Below are 17,791 nucleotides of genomic sequence, written 5' to 3' on the forward strand. Positions count from 1 at the left end.
AGGAGGGGTCGGACGGATGACGCGCACCACGCGGGCGTTCCGGGTGCCATCGCCCGGACGGGCGGAGATCGCCGAGATCCCGCTGCCCGAGCCGGGCGCCGACGACGTCGTCGTCCGCACCCTGCACACGGGGATCAGCCGCGGCACCGAGTCGCTGGTGTTCCGCGGCGAGGTCCCGGTGAGCCAGTACGGGCGGATGCGCGCGCCGTTCCAGACCGGCGACTTCCCGGGGCCGGTGGTCTACGGCTACCTCGCGGTCGGGGTCGTCGAGACCGGCCCGGGCGCCGGGCGGACCGTGTTCGGGCTCTACCCCCACCAGGAGCGCGCGGTGGTGCCCGCCGACGCGGTGGTCGAGGTGCCCGACGACGTCCCGCCGGGGCGCGCCGTGCTCGCGGGGACCGTGGAGACGGCGGTCAACGCGCTGTGGGACGCCGCGCCGCGGGTCGGCGACCGCATCGCGGTGGTCGGCGCGGGGATGGTCGGCGCGTCCGTGGCGGGCGTGCTCGCGACGTTCCCCGGCGTGCGCGTGGAGCTCGTCGACGTCGACACCTCGCGCCGCGCGGTGGCCGAGGCGCTGGGCGTCGGGTTCGCGACCCCGGACGACGCGGCGGGCGGGTGCGACCTCGTCCTGCACGCCAGCACCACCGAGGCCGGCCTCGCGCGCTCGCTGGAGCTGCTGGGCGACGAGGGCGAGGTGGTCGAGATGTCGTGGTTCGGCGACCGCGCCCCCCGCGTGCCGCTCGGCGAGGCGTTCCACTCCCGGCGCCTGACCCTGCGCGCCAGCCAGGTCGGGCGCGTGGCCCCGGCCCGCCGGGCGCGGTGGTCGACGTCGGACCGCCTGCGCCTGGCCCTGCGCCTGCTCGCCGACCCGCGCTTCGACGCCCTGATCACCGACAGCTGCGCGTTCGACGACCTCCCGGCCGTCATGCCCGCCCTCGCCGCCGGCGAGCGCCCCGGCCTCGCGGTGCGCGTGGACCACTGACCCTGCGCGGCTGATCCTGGGGCAGCGAACGCGCTGTTCGCGGCTTCTATGCGCGCGAACTCCCCGTTCGTAGGCTGACGACCATGCCGCGCTACGAGTTCCGCTGCCGGACCTGCACCTCGACGTTCGAGGTCGACCGGCCGATGAGCGCCGCGAGCGACCCGGCCGACTGCCCCGCCGGCCACGACGACACCGTGAAGCTGCTGACGACGGTCGGGCTCGGCGGCATGGCCCGCACCGCCACGCGCCCCGGCCCGCCCCCGGCGATGGCGCCCGCGGGCGGCGGCGGGGGCTGCTGCGGGGGAGGCTGCTGCGGCTAGCCCGACCGGAGCTGTCCAGAATGTTCGTCATCGGTACAACGGTGATCCCCATTCGAGGCAGCCCCTCCAGAATGGCGTCCGCGCGGCCGTTGTTAACCTCTCGCGGTGCTGGTCACGGTTCCGGTGATCGAGGGACACGATTCCCCGGCTGATCTCCCCGTCGTCCCGGACAATTCGTCCGTACCCCGACGGGATGTGGGCGTCGGGAGACGTCCGTGAACAGGGTCCGGCTCGCCGAGCGGCCGGTCGCGGGCCACCCGCGTCAGCGCGTCGACCCCACGGTCGCCGTCACCGCGCTGCCGTCGGCGGCGCACGACCCCGGCTTCCTCGCGCGCTGGCGCGACCTGGAGCACCGGGCGCTCGAGCCCAACCCGTTCCTCGCCCCGCAGATGGTGCTCCCGGCGGCCCGGCACCTCGGCCCGCCGCCGTCGCTGCGCCTGCTCACCGCCGAGCAGGACGGCCGCACGGTGTTCCTGCTGCCCGTGGCCGACGCGACGCCGCATGCGCTCGTCCCGGTGCCCGGCGGTGTCCCGTGGCGCCGCGCCGGCGTCCTCGGGCTCGTCGGGCTGCGCACCTGGCTGCACCCCTACTGCTTCCTCGGCACCCCGCTGGTCGACCCCGACGTCGACCTCGACCGGCTGTGGGCGGCCGTCCTCGACGCCGTGCCCGCGCTGCGCCCGGCGCCGTGGCTGGACCTGCCGGGCATCCCCGCCGACGGTGCGGTGGGGCGCTCGCTGCGCCGGGCCGTCGCCGCCCGGCCCGCGCGGTGCACCTCGCTCGGTGAGCGCTCCTTCGTCCGCCGCCGCCCGTCGCCGACCTACCTCGCCGAGTGGATGAGCAGCAAGGGCCGCTCCGAGCTCAAGCGCAAGCGTCGCGTCCTGCAGCGCGGCCTCGGCGCCGACGTCGTCGCCGTGGAGCGCGGGCGGGCCGACCCGGGCGGCGCCGTCGACCGGTTCCTCGCGCTCGAGGCGCAGGGGTGGAAGGGCCGCGCCGGCACCGCGATGGCCGCCCGGCCGGGGCACGGGCGGTTCCTGCAGGAGATGGCGACCGGGTTCGCCGCCGAGGGCCGCCTGCTGGCGTTCACCCTCGAGGCGGGGCCGCAGGTCCTCGCGCGGAGCCTGGCGCTGACCGCCGGGCCCGGGCTCTTCGGGTTCAAGCGCGCCTTCGACGAGGAGTTCGCGCGCAGCTCGCCCGGCACCCTGCTCGACGCCGACCTGCTCGACTGGTTCCACGGGCAGGAGGACCTGCAGTGGATCGACACGTGCTCCCACCCCGAGCGCGTGGACACCGACATCTACGGTGACCGCATGGAGCTGGCGACGACCGTGGTCGGCCTCGGCCGGACCGGGCGGCACGTGCCGGCCCTGTTCGCCGCCGTCGACGCGGCGCGCGAGGGCCTCCGCCGGCACCGTCCGGCCGTCGTCCGCCGGATCGAACGGGTGCGCGCGCGACGCGCGAGGAGTGCGCAGTGAAGATCACGACCATCGGCGGCGGTCCCGCCGGCCTCTACTCCGCGGTCCTGCTCGCCCAGCAGGGCCACGAGGTCACGGTGGCCGAGCGCAACCCCGCCGGGACCACGCACGGCTGGGGCGTCGTGTTCTGGGACCCGCTGCTCGCGTCGCTGCGCGAGGGCGACCCGGCCAGCGCCGAGCAGATCGCCGACGCCGCCTTCACCTGGGACGGCCAGGACGTCGACGTCGAGGGGCGCGGGCGGGTGGCGCGGCCGAGCGGCGGCTTCAGCATCTCCCGCCAGCGGCTGCTCGACATCCTCGCCGCGCGCGCCCGGGAGCTCGGGGTGCGCCTCGACTTCGAGCGCGAGATCGCGCCCGGTGACGAGGGCGACGCCGACCTGGTCATCGCCGCCGACGGGGTCGGCAGCGCCCACCGCCGCGCCCACGCGGACGTCTTCGCGCCGTCGGTCGACGTCGGGACCAACAAGTACGTCTGGCTGGCGACCACCAAGGTCTACACGTCGTTCCTGTTCGCCTTCGTCCGCTCCTCGGCGGGCTGGCTGTGGTGCCACGCCTACGGCTACGACGCCGGGCACAGCACCTTCATCGTCGAGTGCTCGCCGCAGACCTGGCGCGGCCTCGGTCTCGACCGGATGGGGGCCCAGGAGAGCCGGGAGCTGCTCGAGCGCCTCTTCGCCCGCCACCTCGACGGGCACCCACTGATCGGCCTGCCCGGCGAGGCGGACGCCCCGCTGCCGTGGCTGGAGTTCCGCACGCTGCGCTGCGAGCAGTGGTGGTCGGGGCGCACGGTGCTCGCCGGCGACGCCGCGCACACCACCCACTTCGCGATCGGCTCGGGGACGACGCTGGCCCTCGCCGACGCGATCGCGCTCGGGACGGCGATCGCGCAGGAGCCCGACGTCCCGGCCGCCCTGGCGCGCTACCAGGCCGAGCGGCTGGCGGCGCTCGTGCCGAGCCAGCGCGACGCCCGCAACAGCGCCCGCTGGCTCGAGGACCTCGAGCGCTACATCGACACCGACGTCGACAGCTTCTCGACGCTGCTGCACCGGCGCTGCTCCTCGCTGCTGGCCCACCTCCCGCCGACGGTCTACGTCAAGGCGCGCGAGGTCGCCGAGCGGAGCGGGGCCGCACGCCGGGTCTGGTCGCAGGCCTCGGCGCTGCGGCGCTCGGCGCTCGTGCGCCGCGGGGGCTGAAGCACCGGGCCACGATCACGCCCTGTCACAAATCCGACCGTCCTCGCGGCCGATGGTGGGCCAAGGTCCCTACTCAGGCGCGCGATGGTTGCCTACCGTGACAGGTGCGGCGGGATCTCTCGCCGCGACCTCGCCGCACCTCGTCGCACCTCGTCGCACCTTGTCGCTCAGGGAGAGCCCATGTCCGTCACCCCGATGTCGCCGTCACCGGGACCGGTGCGCCCGCGGCCGGCGACGGACACCTCGTGGCGCCGGGCGCTGCGCGCCGACCTCGAGCGCTTCCTCGTCGTGCTGGCCCTGGCCACCGTGCTCGCGGTCCTCGTCGCCCTGCTCTGAACGGCGCCCGTCAGAATGGGCGCCATGTTCTCCGTGACGGTCCGCGACCACATCATGATCGCCCACAGCTTCCGGGGAGCGGTCTTCGGACCGGCGCAGGCGCTGCACGGCGCGACGTTCGTCGTCGACGCCGTGTTCCGGCGCGCCGAGCTCGACGAGGACAACATCGTCGTCGACATCGGCCTGGCCACCGAGCAGCTGCACGACGCGCTCGCCGACCTGACCTACACCAACCTCGACGACCACCCCGAGTTCGCCGGGGTGAACACGTCGACCGAGTTCCTCGCGCAGGTGATCGCGCGCCGTCTCGCCGAGCGCGTCCGCGACGGGCGCCTGGGCCCGCACGCCGACGGCCTCGCGGGCATCACCGTCACCCTGCACGAGTCGCACGTGGCGTCGGCGGGGTATGAGCTGACGCTCACGTGAGTGATATGGGTCGTCGGGACGACCCATATCACTCACGTGCGGAGCATCACCGCACGATCTGGACCTCGTCGCCCGGCTCCAGGGCGGCGAACACCGCCTTCGCGTCGTCCTTGTCGAGGCGCACGCAGCCGTGGGAGTTGCTCGCGCGGTTCCCGGAGTGGAACGCCCGGCCCTCGTCGTCGAAGAACACCGAATAGGGCATCGACGCGTCGTCGAACTCCTTGCTCACGTGGTAGCGCTCCTTGCGCTGCACCGTGAACGTCCCCGTGGGCGTGGGGTCGTCCGGGGAGCCGGACGTGATCGGCATCGGGTCGCCCGTCGCGCGCCCGTCGTCGGTGAGCCAGGCGGTCCCGCGGCTCAGGTCGACGCAGACGTCGGCGGTGTCCTCGCACGGGGGCGCACCGGCCGGCTGGGCGGGTGCCGCGGCGGCCAGCGGTGCCGCGGCGAGGGCCGCGGCGGACGCGACGCCGAGCGGGGCGAGCGCGGTGCGGGCGACGGTGCGGGTGATCGGGCGTGTCGCACCGGGAGCAGGGGAGCGGCGGTGTCGGCCTGCCATGGCAGAGCCTCCTCGTCGTCGGGGTCGACGAAGCAGTCGGTGACGGGCGTCGAGCACGGTCGGCGTTCCCCCGCACGGTCGCACGCACACGTCGGTCCCCCCGACCGGGGGGATGTCGCCGGGATCTCCCCGGCGATTCCTGCATCGGGCGCCCGCGGCGTCCCGCGTGCCCGTTTCCGCTGGTCACCCGCTCACACGCAGCACCCGGGAGCGGGCGCAGGATGGCTCTCGTGCGGAGATCGATGACGCTCGGGGCGCGCCTGCTGGCGATCGGGGTGATCGGCGGGGTGCTCGTCGCCGGGCTGCTCTACCCCGTGGTGGGGGCTCTCGGCGGGCTCGCGGGCCAGGCCGTGAACGGGGTGGCGGCGACGACGCCGGGCGTGCTCAGCGGCGAGATGCCCTCGGTCACGACGATCACCGACGACGCCGGCACCCCGCTGGCCTACCTCTACGACCAGAACCGCCAGGCGGTCGCCTCGAACCAGATCTCCACGGCCATGAAGGCGGCGATCGTGGCGATCGAGGACCGGCGGTTCTTCGTCGAGTCGGGTCTCGACGCGCGCGGCGTGCTCCGGGCGCTGGTCAACAACTCGACCGGCGGCGCGACCCAGGGCGCCTCGACCCTCACCGAGCAGTACGTCAAGAACTACGACGAGTACGTCGCCGCGCAGACCCCCGCCGAGCAGCTGCGGGCCACCGCGCCGAACCTCGGGCGCAAGGTCCGCGAGGCCGAGGTCGCCGAGCAGCTCGACCACACCGTGCCCAAGGAGCAGCTCCTGACCTGGTATCTGAACGTCGTCTCGTTCGGCAACCAGGCCTTCGGCGTCCAGGCCGCCGCGCGGACGTACTTCGACACCACTGCCGACCGCCTCACCGTGCCGCAGGCGGCGCTGCTCGCCGGCATGGTGCAGAGCCCGGCGGCCGACGACCCGGTGCGCCACCCGGCCGCGGCGACGGGACGGCGCAACGTGGTGATCGACCAGATGGCGCAGCAGGGCGACATCACCCCCGCGCAGGCCGCGCAGGCCACCGCCGCCCCGCTCGGCGTCGGCCCCGTCCTGCACGGGCTCCCCGAGGGCTGCATCGGCGCGGGCGACGCCGGGTTCTTCTGCTCCTACGTGCTCGACTACCTGGAGCGCGCCGGGATCGACGCCGACGAGCTGCGCCGCGGCGGCTACACCGTGCGCACGACGATGAACCGCGCCGCGATGGACCAGGCCAAGGCCGCGGTCGACGCCGAGGTCCCGCCGACCCAGCCGCACGTCGCCGACGTCCTGTCGGTGGTGGCGCCGGGCGGGGACGCCCACCGGGTCACGGCGATGGTCGCCAACCGCGGCTACGGGCTCGACGCCGGCCAGCGCCAGACGACCTACGACCTGCCCGGCACGCCCGAGAACCTCGGCGCCGGGTCGGTCTACAAGATCTTCACGTCCTCGGCGTACCTGGCGCAGGGCGGCGGGGTCGACAGCGTCATCCCGGTGCCCGCCAACGGCTACGCCTCGCCGCTGACCCCGGGCTTCGTCGTGTCCAACGACGGCGACTACCCGCCGCAGATGACCCTGCAGGACGCGCTGGCGCAGTCGCCGAACACCGCCTTCGTCAAGCTCGAGGAGACCACCGGCATCACGCCCGTCGTCGACATGGCCGTGAAGCTGGGGCTGCGCTCGCTCGCCGAGGCGCCGGGGCCGGGGCAGCCGTCGATCGCCGACGAGGTGCGCGCCCAGCACCAGGCGTCGTTCACCCTCGGCCCGACGCCGACGAGCTCGCTCGAGCTCGCCAACGTCGGCGCCACGCTGGCCTCGCACGGCGTGTGGTGCCCGCCGAGCCCGGTCACCGCGGTCACCGACGCCGCCGGCCGGCCCGTCCCGCTGAACGTCCAGGGCTGCGAGCAGGTGGTGCCCGGGCCGCTGGCCGACACCGAGATGACCGCGCTGTCGAAGGACGACCAGCCCGGCGGCACGTCGGCGGCCGCCGCGACCGCCGCCGGCTGGAACCGCCCGACCGCCGCGAAGACCGGCACCACCCAGACCTCGGAGTCCGGCGCCTTCGTCGCGGCGACCCCCTCGCTGTCCGCCGCGGCGATCACGTTCGACGACTCGGCGTCGCCCCGCCCGATCTGCACCGGCAGCCCGCCGACGACCTGCGCCACGGGGAACCTGTTCGGCGGCACCACCCCGGCGCAGACGCTCTACCGCGCGATGACCTCGATCCTCGGCGCGAGCCCGGTCCAGCCGCTGCCGGCGCCCGACCCCCGCTTCCTCACCGGCGGGCGCCTGACGACGATCCCCGCGGTCGTCGGCGAGCCGGCCGACCAGGCGGCGGCGGCGCTGCGCGCGGCGGGGTTCGCGGTGGCGACGGCGACGGTCGACAGCCGCGCCCCGGCGGGCACCGTGGTCGGCGAGGACCCGCTGGGCGGCGGCGTCGAGGGACAGACCATCACCCTCACCACCTCCACCGGCCGCCTCGCCCCGGCTCCGCGTCCGCCCCATACGTGAGCACTTTCCGGGCCTATGGGCCCGGAAAGTGCTCACGAAGGCTGTCGATGTCGCGGACGTGGTGCATGCCCTCGTGGGCGGCCTGGCGCAGGAGCCAGCGGGCCGTGCGCTCCTCGTGGGGGAGCCGGGTGACCGTGCGGTCCCAGTCGGCGTCGCGGAAGCGCGCGACCTCGTCGAGCAGGCCCGGGGTCACGATCGCGAGCTCGTCGAGGACCGCGTCGACGTCGTGGCGGTCGTAGCGGAAGCGGCGGGCGCGCAGGTCGTTGTAGACCGGCTCGAGGGCCGGGCGCTCCTCGGTGCGGGCGCGGTGCAACCGGATCGTGAACGCCATCGCGACGTCGCGCAGGTGGCACACGTACTCGGCGACCGACCACACGTCCTCGGCCGGGCGCCCGTGGCGGGCCTCGGGCGGGATTCGGGCGACGGCGGCCCGGGCCCGCGCCGGCACGGCGGCCACGATCTCGCAGGCGCCGGCCACCGTGAGCTCGGTGTACCGGAGCCCGCAGCACTCGTGGTCCTCGGCGGCCAGCGGCGGGAGTGTCATCGTGGCCATCCTGGACCGGTGACGACCGCACGGGGACCCTCCTCGCTCACCCTGGTCCGTCCCGTCGCCGACGCGCTGCTGGTCAGCGGCGGCGACGTCTACGACTCCCGGGTGATCGAGGGTCTGCGCGCGCTCGGACGGACGGTCCACGACGCCCAGCTCCCCGGGACGTGGCCGCGCCCCGATGACGCCGCCCGACGGGACCTGGACGCCGTGCTGGCCGCGGGCGACGGTGCGGTGCTGCTCGACGGCCTCGTGGCCTGCGGCGTCCCCGACGTCGTCGTCCCGCACGCCGCGCGCCGACCGGTCGCCGTCCTCGTGCACCTGCCGCTGCGCGAGGAGCACCCCGACCTCGGGGCCGGCGAGGCCGCGGTGCTGCGCGCCGCCGCGACCGTGATCGCGACGAGCCCCTGGACGGCGCGGCGCATCGGCGCCGACGTCGTCGCCACTCCCGGCGTCGACCCGGCACCCCTCGCCGCCGGCACCGACGGCGCGCACCGCCTGCTCTGCCTCGGCGCGGTCACCCCCACCAAGGGGCAGGACCTGCTGGTCGAGGCCCTCGCGGCCCTGCGCGAGCACCCGTGGACCCTCGACCTCGTCGGGCCCACCGGCCGCGCGCCGGGGTTCGTCACCGACCTGCGCGCGACGATCGCGCGCCACGGCCTCGCCGACCGCGTCCGTATCCCCGGACCCCGCACGGGCGTTTGGCTGGACGGGACGTGGCACGCCACCGACCTGCTGGTCGCGCCCTCGCGGGTCGAGACGTACGGCATGGTGGTGACCGAGGCGTTCGCGCGGGGTATCCCGGTCGTGGCCAGTACCGCCGGAGGGCTGCCCGACACTGTGGCGAACGGCGGAGTCTTAACGCCTCCTGAGGATGTACCGGCACTCGTCGCAGCGCTGCGCCGCTGGTTCGCCGAGCGAGCGCATCGGGACGGGTTACGGATCTCAGCGTCGTCCCAACGATGCAGTCTGAGCGCGTGGACACAGACGTCGCGACGGGTGGACCAGGCGCTCGCCGAGCTGCCGGGGTCCCGGCCCCCCGCGTGAGCGGGCGGCCCGACCACGCCGCGCCCGGCGCCCCCGCCGCGGCGGACTGGCTCGCGCTGCGCGAGGGCGCCGACGCCGAGGCCCGCGCGGTGGACCTCGTCGAGGAACTGCGCGCGGGGCACCCCGCCCCCGGAAGCATCCTCGACCTCGGCGCGGGCACCGGCTCGATGGCGCGCTGGCTCGCGCCGCGTCTCGGCGGGCCGCAGCACTGGGTGCTCGCCGACCGCGACGCCGCGCTGCTCGGCCACGTCGCCGACACGCTCCCGAACGTGGCCCGCGACGGGTCGCCCGTCACCGCGGAGACCCGCGAGCTCGATGTCACCACGCTCACCGCCGCCGACCTCGCCGGCGTCGGGCTCGTCACCGCGTCCGCGCTGCTCGACCTGCTCACGGTCGAGGAGATCGATGCGATCGCCGCCGCGTGCGTCGGGGCGGGCTGTGCCGCGCTGCTGACGCTGTCGGTGGTCGGTTCGGTCCGCATCGACCCCGGCGAGCCCCGCGACCTCGCGTTCGCGACCGCCTTCGACGCCCACCAGCAGCGCGTCGTCGACGGGCGGCGGCTCCTCGGCCCCCACGCCGCGGCCGTCGCCGAGGAGGCCTTCGCCCGCCACGGCGCCGCCGTGCGCTCGCGGGCGAGCCCGTGGCACCTCGGCCTCGACGACGTCGACCTCGTCATCGCCTGGCTCCACGGCTGGGTGGCCGCGGCCGTCGCGCAGGACCCCGACCTCGCGCGCCACGCCGACGCCTACCTCGAGCGCCGCCTCGAGGCCGCCGAGCAGGGCCGCCTGCGCGTGACCGTGGGCCACCTCGACCTGCTGGCCCTGCCGTGACCTGACCCGACCACCGCACACAAGAACAGACCGCTCCCCGGCTCCCCGTCTGGATCTCCCCGTGCCGCTCCCCGCGACCGAGCTCTCCGCCACCGATCTCCCCGCTCCACCGGCGCTCCCCACGCCCCGTCACAGCCCCGAGAACAGCCCCGAGAACCCGCCCGACCAGATCTCCGAAACCGCAGGTGCCCCACACGCCCGCCGGTGCACCCTGGGCGCCGTGCTCCGCCTCGTCGTCGGCCTCGGCATCCCCGCGCTGCTCGCGATCCGCCTCGGCGCGGGCGGTGTCGTCGAGGCGCTGGGCGCGATCACCTGGCCGACCGTCGTCGCCGCCCTGGCCCTCGGCGCGCTGACCACCGTCGCGGGCGCCGCCCGCTGGTGCGTCGTCGCCCGCGGGGTCGGGCTGACGCTGTCCCTGCGCGACGCCACCGCCGACGCCTACCGCGCGACGCTGCTGAACTCCCTGCTGCCCGCCGGTGTGCTCGGCGACGTGCACCGCGCCGTGCGCCACCACCGCCCGGGCGACGGGCGGGGCGCACGGGCGGTGGTGATCGAGCGCGTCGCCGGCCAGGTCGTGGTCGTCGCCGTCGGCGTGGCCGTGCTGGTGGCCAGTCCGGCGCTGCTGCACTCGCTGGTCGGCCCCGGGCTCGGGGTGGTGGCGGGCGTACTCGCGGTCGTCGTGGCGGGCGCGGGTGTGTGGATCGCCACGGCCCGCCGGGCGGCCCGCGTGCGGGTCGCGCTGCTCGCCGCGCTGGGCGACGTGCGCGAGGGGCTGGGCCGGGTGCGCACCGCGCCGCTGGTGCTGCTCTGCTCGCTCGTCGCCCTCGCCGGCCTGCTCGCGCTGTTCGTGCTCGCGGCCCGCGTGGCCGGGGTGACCGCGCCGCTCGGGCAGCTGTTGCCGCTGGTCACGGTGGCCCTGCTCGCCATGTCGGTGCCGCTGACCGTCGGCGGCTGGGGTCCCCGCGAGGCCGCCGCCGCGGTCGCCTTCGCCGCCGTCGGGCTCGACCCGGGGCAGGGCCTCGCGACGTCCGTCGTCTACGGGGTGCTGGCGCTGATCTCGTGCCTGCCCGGCGCCGTCGTCCTTCTCGCGGACGCCCTCGGTCGCCCGAATGCGCACCGGTGGGGGAGGTTCGCGGCATTACCGTGGCGTACGTGCTCACCCTCGTCCGCCACGGTCAGAGTGAGGCCAACGCCCGCGGGGTGATGTGCGGCCGGTCCGACCCGCCGCTCACCGAGACCGGGCGACGACAGGCCCGCGCGCTCGCCGCGGGCCTCCCGCGGCCCACCCGGCTCGTGTCCAGCCCGCTCGTGCGGGCCCGGGAGACGGCCGCGCTGTTCGGCACCGACGTCGAGTGCGACGCCCGGTGGACCGAGATGGACTACGGCGACCTCGACGGCCAGCCGATGACCGCGCTCGACGGCGACGCCTGGCGCGCATGGCAGTCCGACCCCGAGCACGTGCCCGCCGGCGGCGAGTCGCTGGTGGCCGTGCGCGCCCGCGTGGCCGCCGCCTGCACCGAGCTCGCGGCCGAGGCGGCCACGGGGGAGGTGGTCGTCGTCAGCCACGTGTCGCCGATGAAGGCGGCGATCAGCTGGGCGCTCGGCGTCGGCATCGAGATCGCCTGGCGCATGTACCTCGTCGACGCGGCGGTCTGCCGCATCGACACCAGCGGATCGGTGCCGATGCTCCTCGCCGTCAACGACGAGGGCCCGCTGCACGTCGGCACGGTCCAGCCGGCCTGACACGCGCGACGGCCCCGGACCCCGTCGGCGCCGCGCCTGCCGACGGGGTCCGGGGACCGGTGCGCGGGACGCGCGTCAGCGCGCGTGCCTGCCCGGCGCCACCGGCGCCACCGCGGCGCCGGCCATGGCCCGGAGCTTGCCCAGGTAGGCCTCCGCACTCACGGCGACCGGTCGGATGATCGTGGCGCCGGTCGGGACGACGGCGACGGTCTGCGGAGCCGAGTGCTTGGCCATGAGAACCCCCCCAGGGTGCTGCCGGCGCCGGTGCCGGCCTGTGATCGGGTTTCGCCTCCCGATCACGATTCGTTAGCAGCTTCCGCCGGATTCCCGGATCTTCCATCCTTCGAGTGACGACGGGCCCTGAACAGCCAGGCAGCGACACGAGGAGGTCACGGGCGAGACCGCATACTCGCCTCGTGACCGGTGCGCCGAGGACACCCGTGCTGGTGCGGCCGTCGTGGCGGATCCCCGCGCTCGTGGTGGTCGCCGTGTGTGCGGCGACCACTGCCGTCCTCGGTGTGCGATACCACGGACAGGACGAGCCGGGCCGGCTGGACGCGCTCGTTGACCCGAACATCGTGGTGACATCCAGTTCCGCGGAAGGGGCTCTGCGGCCTCTGATCCTTCTGGGTAGTCCGGCCGTCATCGCCCTGCTCGTCGCCGGCATCGCTGGGTGGGCCGCGACGCAGCGCTGGTGGTCGGCCGCAGCTCTGGCCGTCCTCGGTCCGGGACTCGCCGCGGTGTCGACCGAATTCCTCCTCAAGCCTCTCGTCGGTCGCACGCTCGACGGAGATCTCGCGTTCCCGAGCGGACATGCGGTACGCGTCGCTGCGGTCTCCGTGGTGGTACTCGTCCTGTTGGTCGCCGGACACCGTCCTCGCCATCGTCCAGCCCGGATCGCCATCGGATCCGCTGCCGTTCTCCTGCCTGCCTGCGCGGCCTACGCCCTGGTCGCGCTCACGTGGCACTACACGACCGACGCGATCGGCGGCGTCCTCGTCGCCGTCGCGGTGGTCATCGCGATCGCTCTAGTGCTCGACGCCGGCGTCGGGTCGTTCTCGGCGCGGAGTCGGTCATTCCTTTGATCGCTCACGCGGACCGATCATTCGGTCGCTCGGCGTGGCCGTCCGGCGATCACTGATCCGGGCTAAAGGTATTCCCTGGCGAGTGGTCTCTGCAGCTCAGCGCTGCACTGTGTGACCATGAATCGAATTGATCACCCTTTCGGTGTGGCGTTTCGTACCCCATGTGGGCGACGATGATCCCGGTACGTGGTAGCGCGTCGGCTCTGGGGGGAGCGACATGAGTTCTGCGGCGGGTGTGATCGACGAGTTCGACGTCGGTCAGCTTCGGCATCTCGAGACCTTGGCGGCCCGAGCGGGCGACGGCGACGAGGGTGCTCTCAGCGTGCTCCTCTCCAGCGTGCAGCCGCTCGTTAAGCGCTACTGCCACACCCGACTCGGTCCGGGCGCGTCGGTGCACTCGGGAGAGGACGTGGCCCAGGAGGTGTGTCTGGCGCTGATCGGCGCACTGCCCAAGTATCGCAACGACGGCTCCTCGTTCCTGTCCTTCCTCTACCGGATCGCCTCCCACAAGGTCGCCGACGCCTACCGGAGCATGGCGACCTCACGTCGCTATCTCGACGTGGTCGAGGACGTGCCGGAACGTGCCTGGGCTGGCCCGGAGCCCGAGCAGGCGGCGCTGGAGAGCGAGCTGGCCCGGCGGATGCATGGGCTGGTCGACCGCCTCCCGCGCAGTCAGCAGGCCGTACTCGTCCTGCGGGTCACGGGTGGGTTCTCCGCCCCCGAGACCGCACGGCTTCTCGGGTCCACGCCCGGCGCGATCCGGGTGGCTCAGCACCGCGCGCTGACATCCTTACGAGAGATGCTCCGCGAGGAGGCGACCCCTGGTGTGCTCGCGTCGTGAGGGTTCGGGTCACGATGCCGGGGTCAAGGCCTTGCCGTCCTCGCGCTGGTTACGCCATGAGCGGAAGCCGACGTTGGCGACGTAGTCGAGACAGCTCAAGCCCGGCAGGAATTCACCGAACGGCTGGGCGTACTCGAACGGTGTGAACGAGTGATACCGGAGCTCGATGCCGGCGGTCTCGAACATCCCGGGCTCGAGGTACTTCCTCCCGGTCGGACCGGAAAGATAGACGTCGCCACCGGCGGCCCGTGTGAGGTTCAGCATGAGCTGCGACGAACTCCCCGGCGCGTCGAGCTCCGACAGTAGGACGATCCGGGTGTCGATCTCCAGACGGGCGGCGACCTCGCGGATCAGCGCGATGTTCAGCTCGGCCAGCATCGCGGGCGAGCCCTCGCCGTACACAGGCTCCAAGAGTTCGTCCACGAGGTCGCGGTGCGGCGTGCGCGCGAGCAGGCCGTGAAGAGTGCGCCGGTGCACCTGGCGCCAATCCTGGGTCTCGTCAATCTCGACATGGTGGGTCAGCTGGTCGTACCTGCCCTTGGTCACGACCGGCACCGTGAGCCACTGGGCGCCGCTCGGCCCTTTGACACGGGCCCGGTTCTGGTAGCCACGCTTGATGAACTGCACCGAGTCCAGCAACACCGTGACGTCGGACTGCGCCATCTTGTCGAAGAACCCGAGCCAGGGGACGAAGTTCGGCTGATGCGCTGAGACGATCACAGCTTCATCCTGATGAGCTCGTAGGCCTCGGCGAAGTCGGTCTTCACCTGAAGCCCGCGAACGCGCGCCATCGCTTCGATGGCCTCGTAGCGGAAGTAGGGGCGCGCGACCTCGATCTGGCTCACGTACTTGGTCAGCGCCGCCCACTTGCGGTGCAGGTGCTCCTCCGTGAGCACGACGAAGGCGTGCGTCGAGAAGGTGATGTGGTTCCAGGGCATCTCGTAGCCCATGATCGTGAGGTGCCGGAAGGCTCGCAGGCTCTCCCGGTAGACCACCTCGTGGTCCTGGTGCAGGTCGGCACCCGACGGGACGAGGATGACTTCGGGATCGACGTCGCGGGCGAGGACGATCATCTGCTCGAGGACTTCCTGGCGGTGATAGCCGAGTTCCCGGACGGGGTACTCGTAGATAAATCGATTGGTCTCGGGCACCTTGAGCTCATCCAGGGCCTGGTGACACTCGTCCCGCAGCCGGTAGCGCTTCGAGCCGGGAGGCAGAGACTTCTCGGCGGTCGAGAAGACGGCGATCGAGATGTCGGCACCCTCGTCTATCCAGCGCGCCATCGTTCCGCCGCAGCCCAGCTCGGCGTCATCGGTGTGTGGCGCGAGGACGAGGACCCGCCGGGGCGAGATCATGATCGAGTCCCTTCCGAGGGGAAACGAGGACGTCTTTCATCCATGGAGCGCCCCAAAGGTCGCGGTCGTCGTCGCGACGGACAGCACCTGCGCGGCGGTCCACCGCGACCGTGCCCGGTGAGCCACCTCGCCGGCGGTCTCCCAACGATCGCCGGCCTCGAGCAGCGCCCAGTAGACATCGGCCAGCCCCGCCGGCATGCAGGTTCCGGTGAACGCAGCGTCGTGCCACAGCACCGCCACTCCGCCCCAGCCGTCGTCGGTCGAGGCCCTCAGCACGTCGAGTGCGGCCGTCGTCCAATCACGCGGTGCATCACCGGTGGCGCAGAGGGCCCTTTCCATGATCGCGAGAGGGATCTCGATGAGCGGGTGAGGGCTCTCCGTCGTCAGGTCATACGGAGGGAAAGGGAACGCTGCGCCGTGTCGATACCCGACGTCGTCGGGGTAGCCGAGCGTGGAGTCCCACTCTGCGCCGCTGTCGGCCAGCGCGGTGAAGAGCTCCCCGCCGCGGTGACGCAGCCAGTGCTGGCGTCCCCCGCGGACCGGGTAACCGGCAGCCCGCATCGCGGCATACTCGTCTCGCAGCCCCGTTCCCTCGAGACTGCGGTAGCTGCCATGGACGGCGAGCTCATGACCTGCGTCGACGATCTCGGCGAGAGTTCGTCGCACGTAGTCGTCATCGAGGCGGTAGCCCGGGTCCCGACGATGGCCGGATGCGGCGACGGCCGTATAGGTCGCGGTGACGCCACGGGCGGCCTCGCCGGCGAGCAGGTCGCGCACCCCGTCCGCGGTCGCCCGGTGCGCTGCGACGCGCCGCGCTGTGGCGACACCGATCTGTGCGGTCGTGCGTGGTGCGCGGTCGTGGAGGAATGCGATGGCAGCGTTCTTGGCCACGCGACGGGCGTTGACGAGACGGTCGCCGGACAGGTGGTCGAGGTCGTGGCTCGCCACGAACGTCATACCGCTTCCGAAGGGGGACGGCGGGACTTCGGGGAGACGTGGGAGAGCCGACCGGACCATGGTGTGCAGTCGTGCCAGCCACCGGTTCGCCCACGGCACCGTGAGGTCGAGACCGTGGGAACGAGCCAGGCCGTACCGGGGCGGCACCCGACCGACGGCGTCGAGTTCGGGTGCCGCGTCCTCGTGCGGAGCTGCCAACCACTCGAACACCTCGCCGAGCGGGTCCGGCCTGCCGGACCCGTCCCGGTGGAAGGACGGCAACCCGTCTACCCACACCGGTGACGGCGCCGGTACGGACCCCGGCCGGACGCGGTAACCGTCGGGGATCACCACGTCGACGGGCTCGTCGACCGGGCCGTGCGCGACCACCACGTCCGCCGGGCCCGTCGTCACGACCGTCAGGTCGTACAACGCGGCGTACGCACCGAAGGAGTACCTCAGGCGCGCGGCGACGCGGGGATCGGTGGGCCCGATGCAGAGGCGGGCCGTCAAGGTCTTCGACATAGCGGTTGCCCCAGTCGGATCGAGCCCCTCTGTTGTTACGCGGCGCTGGTCCGTCGGCCCTGCTGGAGTTTCTGATAGAGCACCCAGACCGGCGCGAGCCTCCGACTCGTCCGCGTGACGAGATAGCAGGTCTCCTGCCGTCCACCGAAGTTCCGGAAGTAGCGTTCGACGCCCGGGATCATCGACCCCTCGAAGTCGAAGCGCGAGGTGCGGCCGGCCGCCTCTTTGATCAATTCCCACATCAGCAACGACCCGGCCCCGCTCGAGCGCAGCACTGCATCGCCGCCGCCCCCGAGGTACCAGGCGCGGTCGCTGTCCCAGACGCAGAACAAGGACGCGTGCACGACCCCGGACGCGTCCACCGCCGTGAGGACCGTCCCTCGTCCGCGCTCGACGCTGGCGCGCACCGCGCGGTCGACGGCGTCGGGTGCGATGGGCACGGTGATATCCCGACGCTCGGCCGTTGCCCGGATCATGGGCATGAGCCGCGAGGCGTCCTCGTCCCTCGCTACCGTGAGTTCCCGGCCGGCCTTCTTGATCACCCGTCGTGTGTGACCAGACACCTCGGACCACACTCTGTCCAGGTCGGACAGGTCGTCGATGACATAGGAGACCTGCGGGTCGATTCGGAAGCCGTGTCGGTGGAACGGCAGCCAGCTCACGACATCAGGGTGGAGCACCTGGCGGATGAGATCCGCTGGTGGGAGCTGGGCGAGTAGTTCGTCGACGATGTGATCGAACCGCTTGAGGCGGGTCTCGGTGCGTCCGACTTCGAGATCGGTGATCGGCCCCAGACGGTTCGCGAGCGGCGGGGCGAGCACCATCGTGACGTTGAGGAAGCGTCTCTCCACGAAGGGTAGTCGTGCAATCACGCGGTTGTTCTCCTCGACCCGTACTTCTCGCCAGCGACCGGGCGCCACGGCGTCGAGCCACCAGGCCTCGTGGAAGATCGGTGTCCTCACGGCGGAAAGCCTGACACAGCTCGCTCGATCTCTGCGCCCCTCTGATCGTGGGGCGACCGCTTGGCGTAGTGACGGCGGAATCGCACTTCCGCAGCACGGTGCGTCGTGGCTAGCATCCCGCCTCGGCGGATCGGGGGGTC

Annotated in this window: 20 protein-coding genes; 13 read left to right on the forward strand and 7 right to left on the reverse strand. The window is 73.3% G+C overall.

The window, feature by feature from the left end:
* The first annotated feature begins 16 nt into the window (after positions 1-16).
* The 6 genes from ACFPK1_RS27055 (at position 17) to ACFPK1_RS27080 (ending at position 4,729) form a co-directional block, all read left to right on the forward strand.
* Positions 17-982: a zinc-dependent alcohol dehydrogenase gene (locus ACFPK1_RS27055; RefSeq protein ID WP_378024057.1), complete on the forward strand. Its 966-nt coding sequence runs from the start codon at positions 17-19 to the stop codon at positions 980-982.
* Positions 983-1,065: 83 nt separating this feature from the next.
* The gene (locus ACFPK1_RS27060; RefSeq protein WP_378024058.1) at positions 1,066-1,302 is read left to right on the forward strand and encodes an FmdB family zinc ribbon protein; all 237 of its coding nucleotides are present in this window, start codon (positions 1,066-1,068) and stop codon (positions 1,300-1,302) included.
* 215 nt (positions 1,303-1,517) lie between these two features.
* Entirely contained in the window at positions 1,518-2,774 is a 1,257-nt protein-coding gene (locus ACFPK1_RS27065) for a GNAT family N-acetyltransferase (protein WP_378024059.1), read from the forward strand.
* Positions 2,771-3,967, forward strand: a complete 1,197-nt coding sequence (locus ACFPK1_RS27070) for an FAD-dependent monooxygenase (protein WP_378024060.1) — start codon at positions 2,771-2,773, stop codon at positions 3,965-3,967. The genes ACFPK1_RS27065 and ACFPK1_RS27070 overlap by 4 nt, the downstream gene beginning before the upstream one ends.
* A 180-nt stretch (positions 3,968-4,147) precedes the next feature.
* The gene (locus ACFPK1_RS27075; RefSeq protein ID WP_378024061.1) at positions 4,148-4,303 is read left to right on the forward strand and encodes a hypothetical protein; all 156 of its coding nucleotides are present in this window, start codon (positions 4,148-4,150) and stop codon (positions 4,301-4,303) included.
* A gap of 24 nt (positions 4,304-4,327) precedes the next feature.
* The gene (locus ACFPK1_RS27080; RefSeq protein WP_378024062.1) at positions 4,328-4,729 is read left to right on the forward strand and encodes a 6-pyruvoyl trahydropterin synthase family protein; all 402 of its coding nucleotides are present in this window, start codon (positions 4,328-4,330) and stop codon (positions 4,727-4,729) included.
* 46 nt (positions 4,730-4,775) lie between these two features.
* Here ACFPK1_RS27080 and ACFPK1_RS27085 read toward each other — a convergent pair whose 3' ends face one another.
* Positions 4,776-5,285 (reverse strand): L,D-transpeptidase, encoded by a 510-nt coding sequence (locus ACFPK1_RS27085; RefSeq protein ID WP_378024063.1) that lies wholly within the window; start codon positions 5,283-5,285, stop codon positions 4,776-4,778.
* Between the two features lie 221 nt (positions 5,286-5,506).
* Between ACFPK1_RS27085 and ACFPK1_RS27090 the strand changes: the two genes are divergently transcribed.
* A complete protein-coding gene (locus tag ACFPK1_RS27090) occupies positions 5,507-7,780 on the forward strand; it encodes a transglycosylase domain-containing protein (protein WP_378024064.1) in 2,274 nt (757 codons plus the stop codon).
* A 13-nt stretch (positions 7,781-7,793) separates the two neighbouring features.
* On the opposite strand, the gene ACFPK1_RS27095 is transcribed toward ACFPK1_RS27090, so the two are convergent.
* Positions 7,794-8,324, reverse strand: coding sequence for a DinB family protein (locus ACFPK1_RS27095; RefSeq protein ID WP_378024065.1), 531 nt, complete (start codon positions 8,322-8,324; stop codon positions 7,794-7,796).
* An 18-nt stretch (positions 8,325-8,342) separates the two neighbouring features.
* On the opposite strand from ACFPK1_RS27095, the gene ACFPK1_RS27100 reads away from it, so the two are divergent.
* The 4 genes from ACFPK1_RS27100 to ACFPK1_RS27115 all read left to right on the forward strand — a co-directional run bounded on the left by ACFPK1_RS27100 (position 8,343) and on the right by ACFPK1_RS27115 (position 11,947).
* Positions 8,343-9,374: a glycosyltransferase family 4 protein gene (locus tag ACFPK1_RS27100; RefSeq protein WP_378024066.1), complete on the forward strand. Its 1,032-nt coding sequence runs from the start codon at positions 8,343-8,345 to the stop codon at positions 9,372-9,374.
* Positions 9,371-10,204 carry a class I SAM-dependent methyltransferase gene (locus ACFPK1_RS27105; protein WP_378024067.1) on the forward strand — a complete coding sequence of 278 codons (834 nt, stop codon included), beginning with the start codon at positions 9,371-9,373 and terminating at the stop codon, positions 10,202-10,204. The genes ACFPK1_RS27100 and ACFPK1_RS27105 overlap by 4 nt, the downstream gene beginning before the upstream one ends.
* A gap of 220 nt (positions 10,205-10,424) precedes the next feature.
* Complete coding sequence (locus ACFPK1_RS27110; RefSeq protein ID WP_378024068.1) at positions 10,425-11,408, forward strand: lysylphosphatidylglycerol synthase transmembrane domain-containing protein; 984 nt, start codon at positions 10,425-10,427, stop codon at positions 11,406-11,408.
* Positions 11,357-11,947 (forward strand): histidine phosphatase family protein, encoded by a 591-nt coding sequence (locus ACFPK1_RS27115; RefSeq protein WP_378024069.1) that lies wholly within the window; start codon positions 11,357-11,359, stop codon positions 11,945-11,947. Before ACFPK1_RS27110 ends, ACFPK1_RS27115 begins: the two co-directional genes overlap by 52 nt.
* Before the next feature lie 75 nt (positions 11,948-12,022).
* Here the strand turns inward: ACFPK1_RS27115 and ACFPK1_RS27120 are convergent, their stop codons facing one another.
* A complete protein-coding gene (locus ACFPK1_RS27120) occupies positions 12,023-12,181 on the reverse strand; it encodes a hypothetical protein (RefSeq protein WP_378024070.1) in 159 nt (52 codons plus the stop codon).
* Between the two features lie 182 nt (positions 12,182-12,363).
* On the opposite strand from ACFPK1_RS27120, the gene ACFPK1_RS27125 reads away from it, so the two are divergent.
* Together ACFPK1_RS27125 and shbA are read left to right on the forward strand one after the other, a co-directional pair.
* Entirely contained in the window at positions 12,364-13,032 is a 669-nt protein-coding gene (locus ACFPK1_RS27125; protein WP_378024071.1) for a phosphatase PAP2 family protein, read from the forward strand.
* Positions 13,033-13,249: 217 nt separating this feature from the next.
* Entirely contained in the window at positions 13,250-13,873 is a 624-nt protein-coding gene (gene shbA / locus ACFPK1_RS27130) for an RNA polymerase sigma factor ShbA (protein ID WP_378024072.1), read from the forward strand.
* A 9-nt stretch (positions 13,874-13,882) separates the two neighbouring features.
* Here shbA and ACFPK1_RS27135 read toward each other — a convergent pair whose 3' ends face one another.
* From ACFPK1_RS27135 to ACFPK1_RS27150, 4 genes are read right to left on the reverse strand one after another with little or no spacing between them, the layout of a single operon-like run.
* Positions 13,883-14,593, reverse strand: coding sequence for a WbqC family protein (locus tag ACFPK1_RS27135; protein ID WP_378024073.1), 711 nt, complete (start codon positions 14,591-14,593; stop codon positions 13,883-13,885).
* On the reverse strand, positions 14,590-15,228 hold the full coding sequence (locus ACFPK1_RS27140) for a PIG-L deacetylase family protein (protein ID WP_378024074.1): 639 nt from the start codon (positions 15,226-15,228) through the stop codon (positions 14,590-14,592). Before ACFPK1_RS27140 ends, ACFPK1_RS27135 begins: the two co-directional genes overlap by 4 nt.
* Positions 15,229-15,264: 36 nt before the next feature.
* The gene (locus ACFPK1_RS27145) at positions 15,265-16,689 is read right to left on the reverse strand and encodes a polysaccharide deacetylase family protein (protein ID WP_378024075.1); all 1,425 of its coding nucleotides are present in this window, start codon (positions 16,687-16,689) and stop codon (positions 15,265-15,267) included.
* A gap of 35 nt (positions 16,690-16,724) precedes the next feature.
* Entirely contained in the window at positions 16,725-17,651 is a 927-nt protein-coding gene (locus ACFPK1_RS27150) for a GNAT family N-acetyltransferase (RefSeq protein ID WP_378024076.1), read from the reverse strand.
* Between the last annotated feature and the right edge of the window lie 140 nt (positions 17,652-17,791).

The sequence above is a fragment of the Actinomycetospora rhizophila genome (assembly GCF_042657905.1).
Classification (GTDB): Bacteria; Actinomycetota; Actinomycetes; order Mycobacteriales; family Pseudonocardiaceae; genus Actinomycetospora; species Actinomycetospora rhizophila.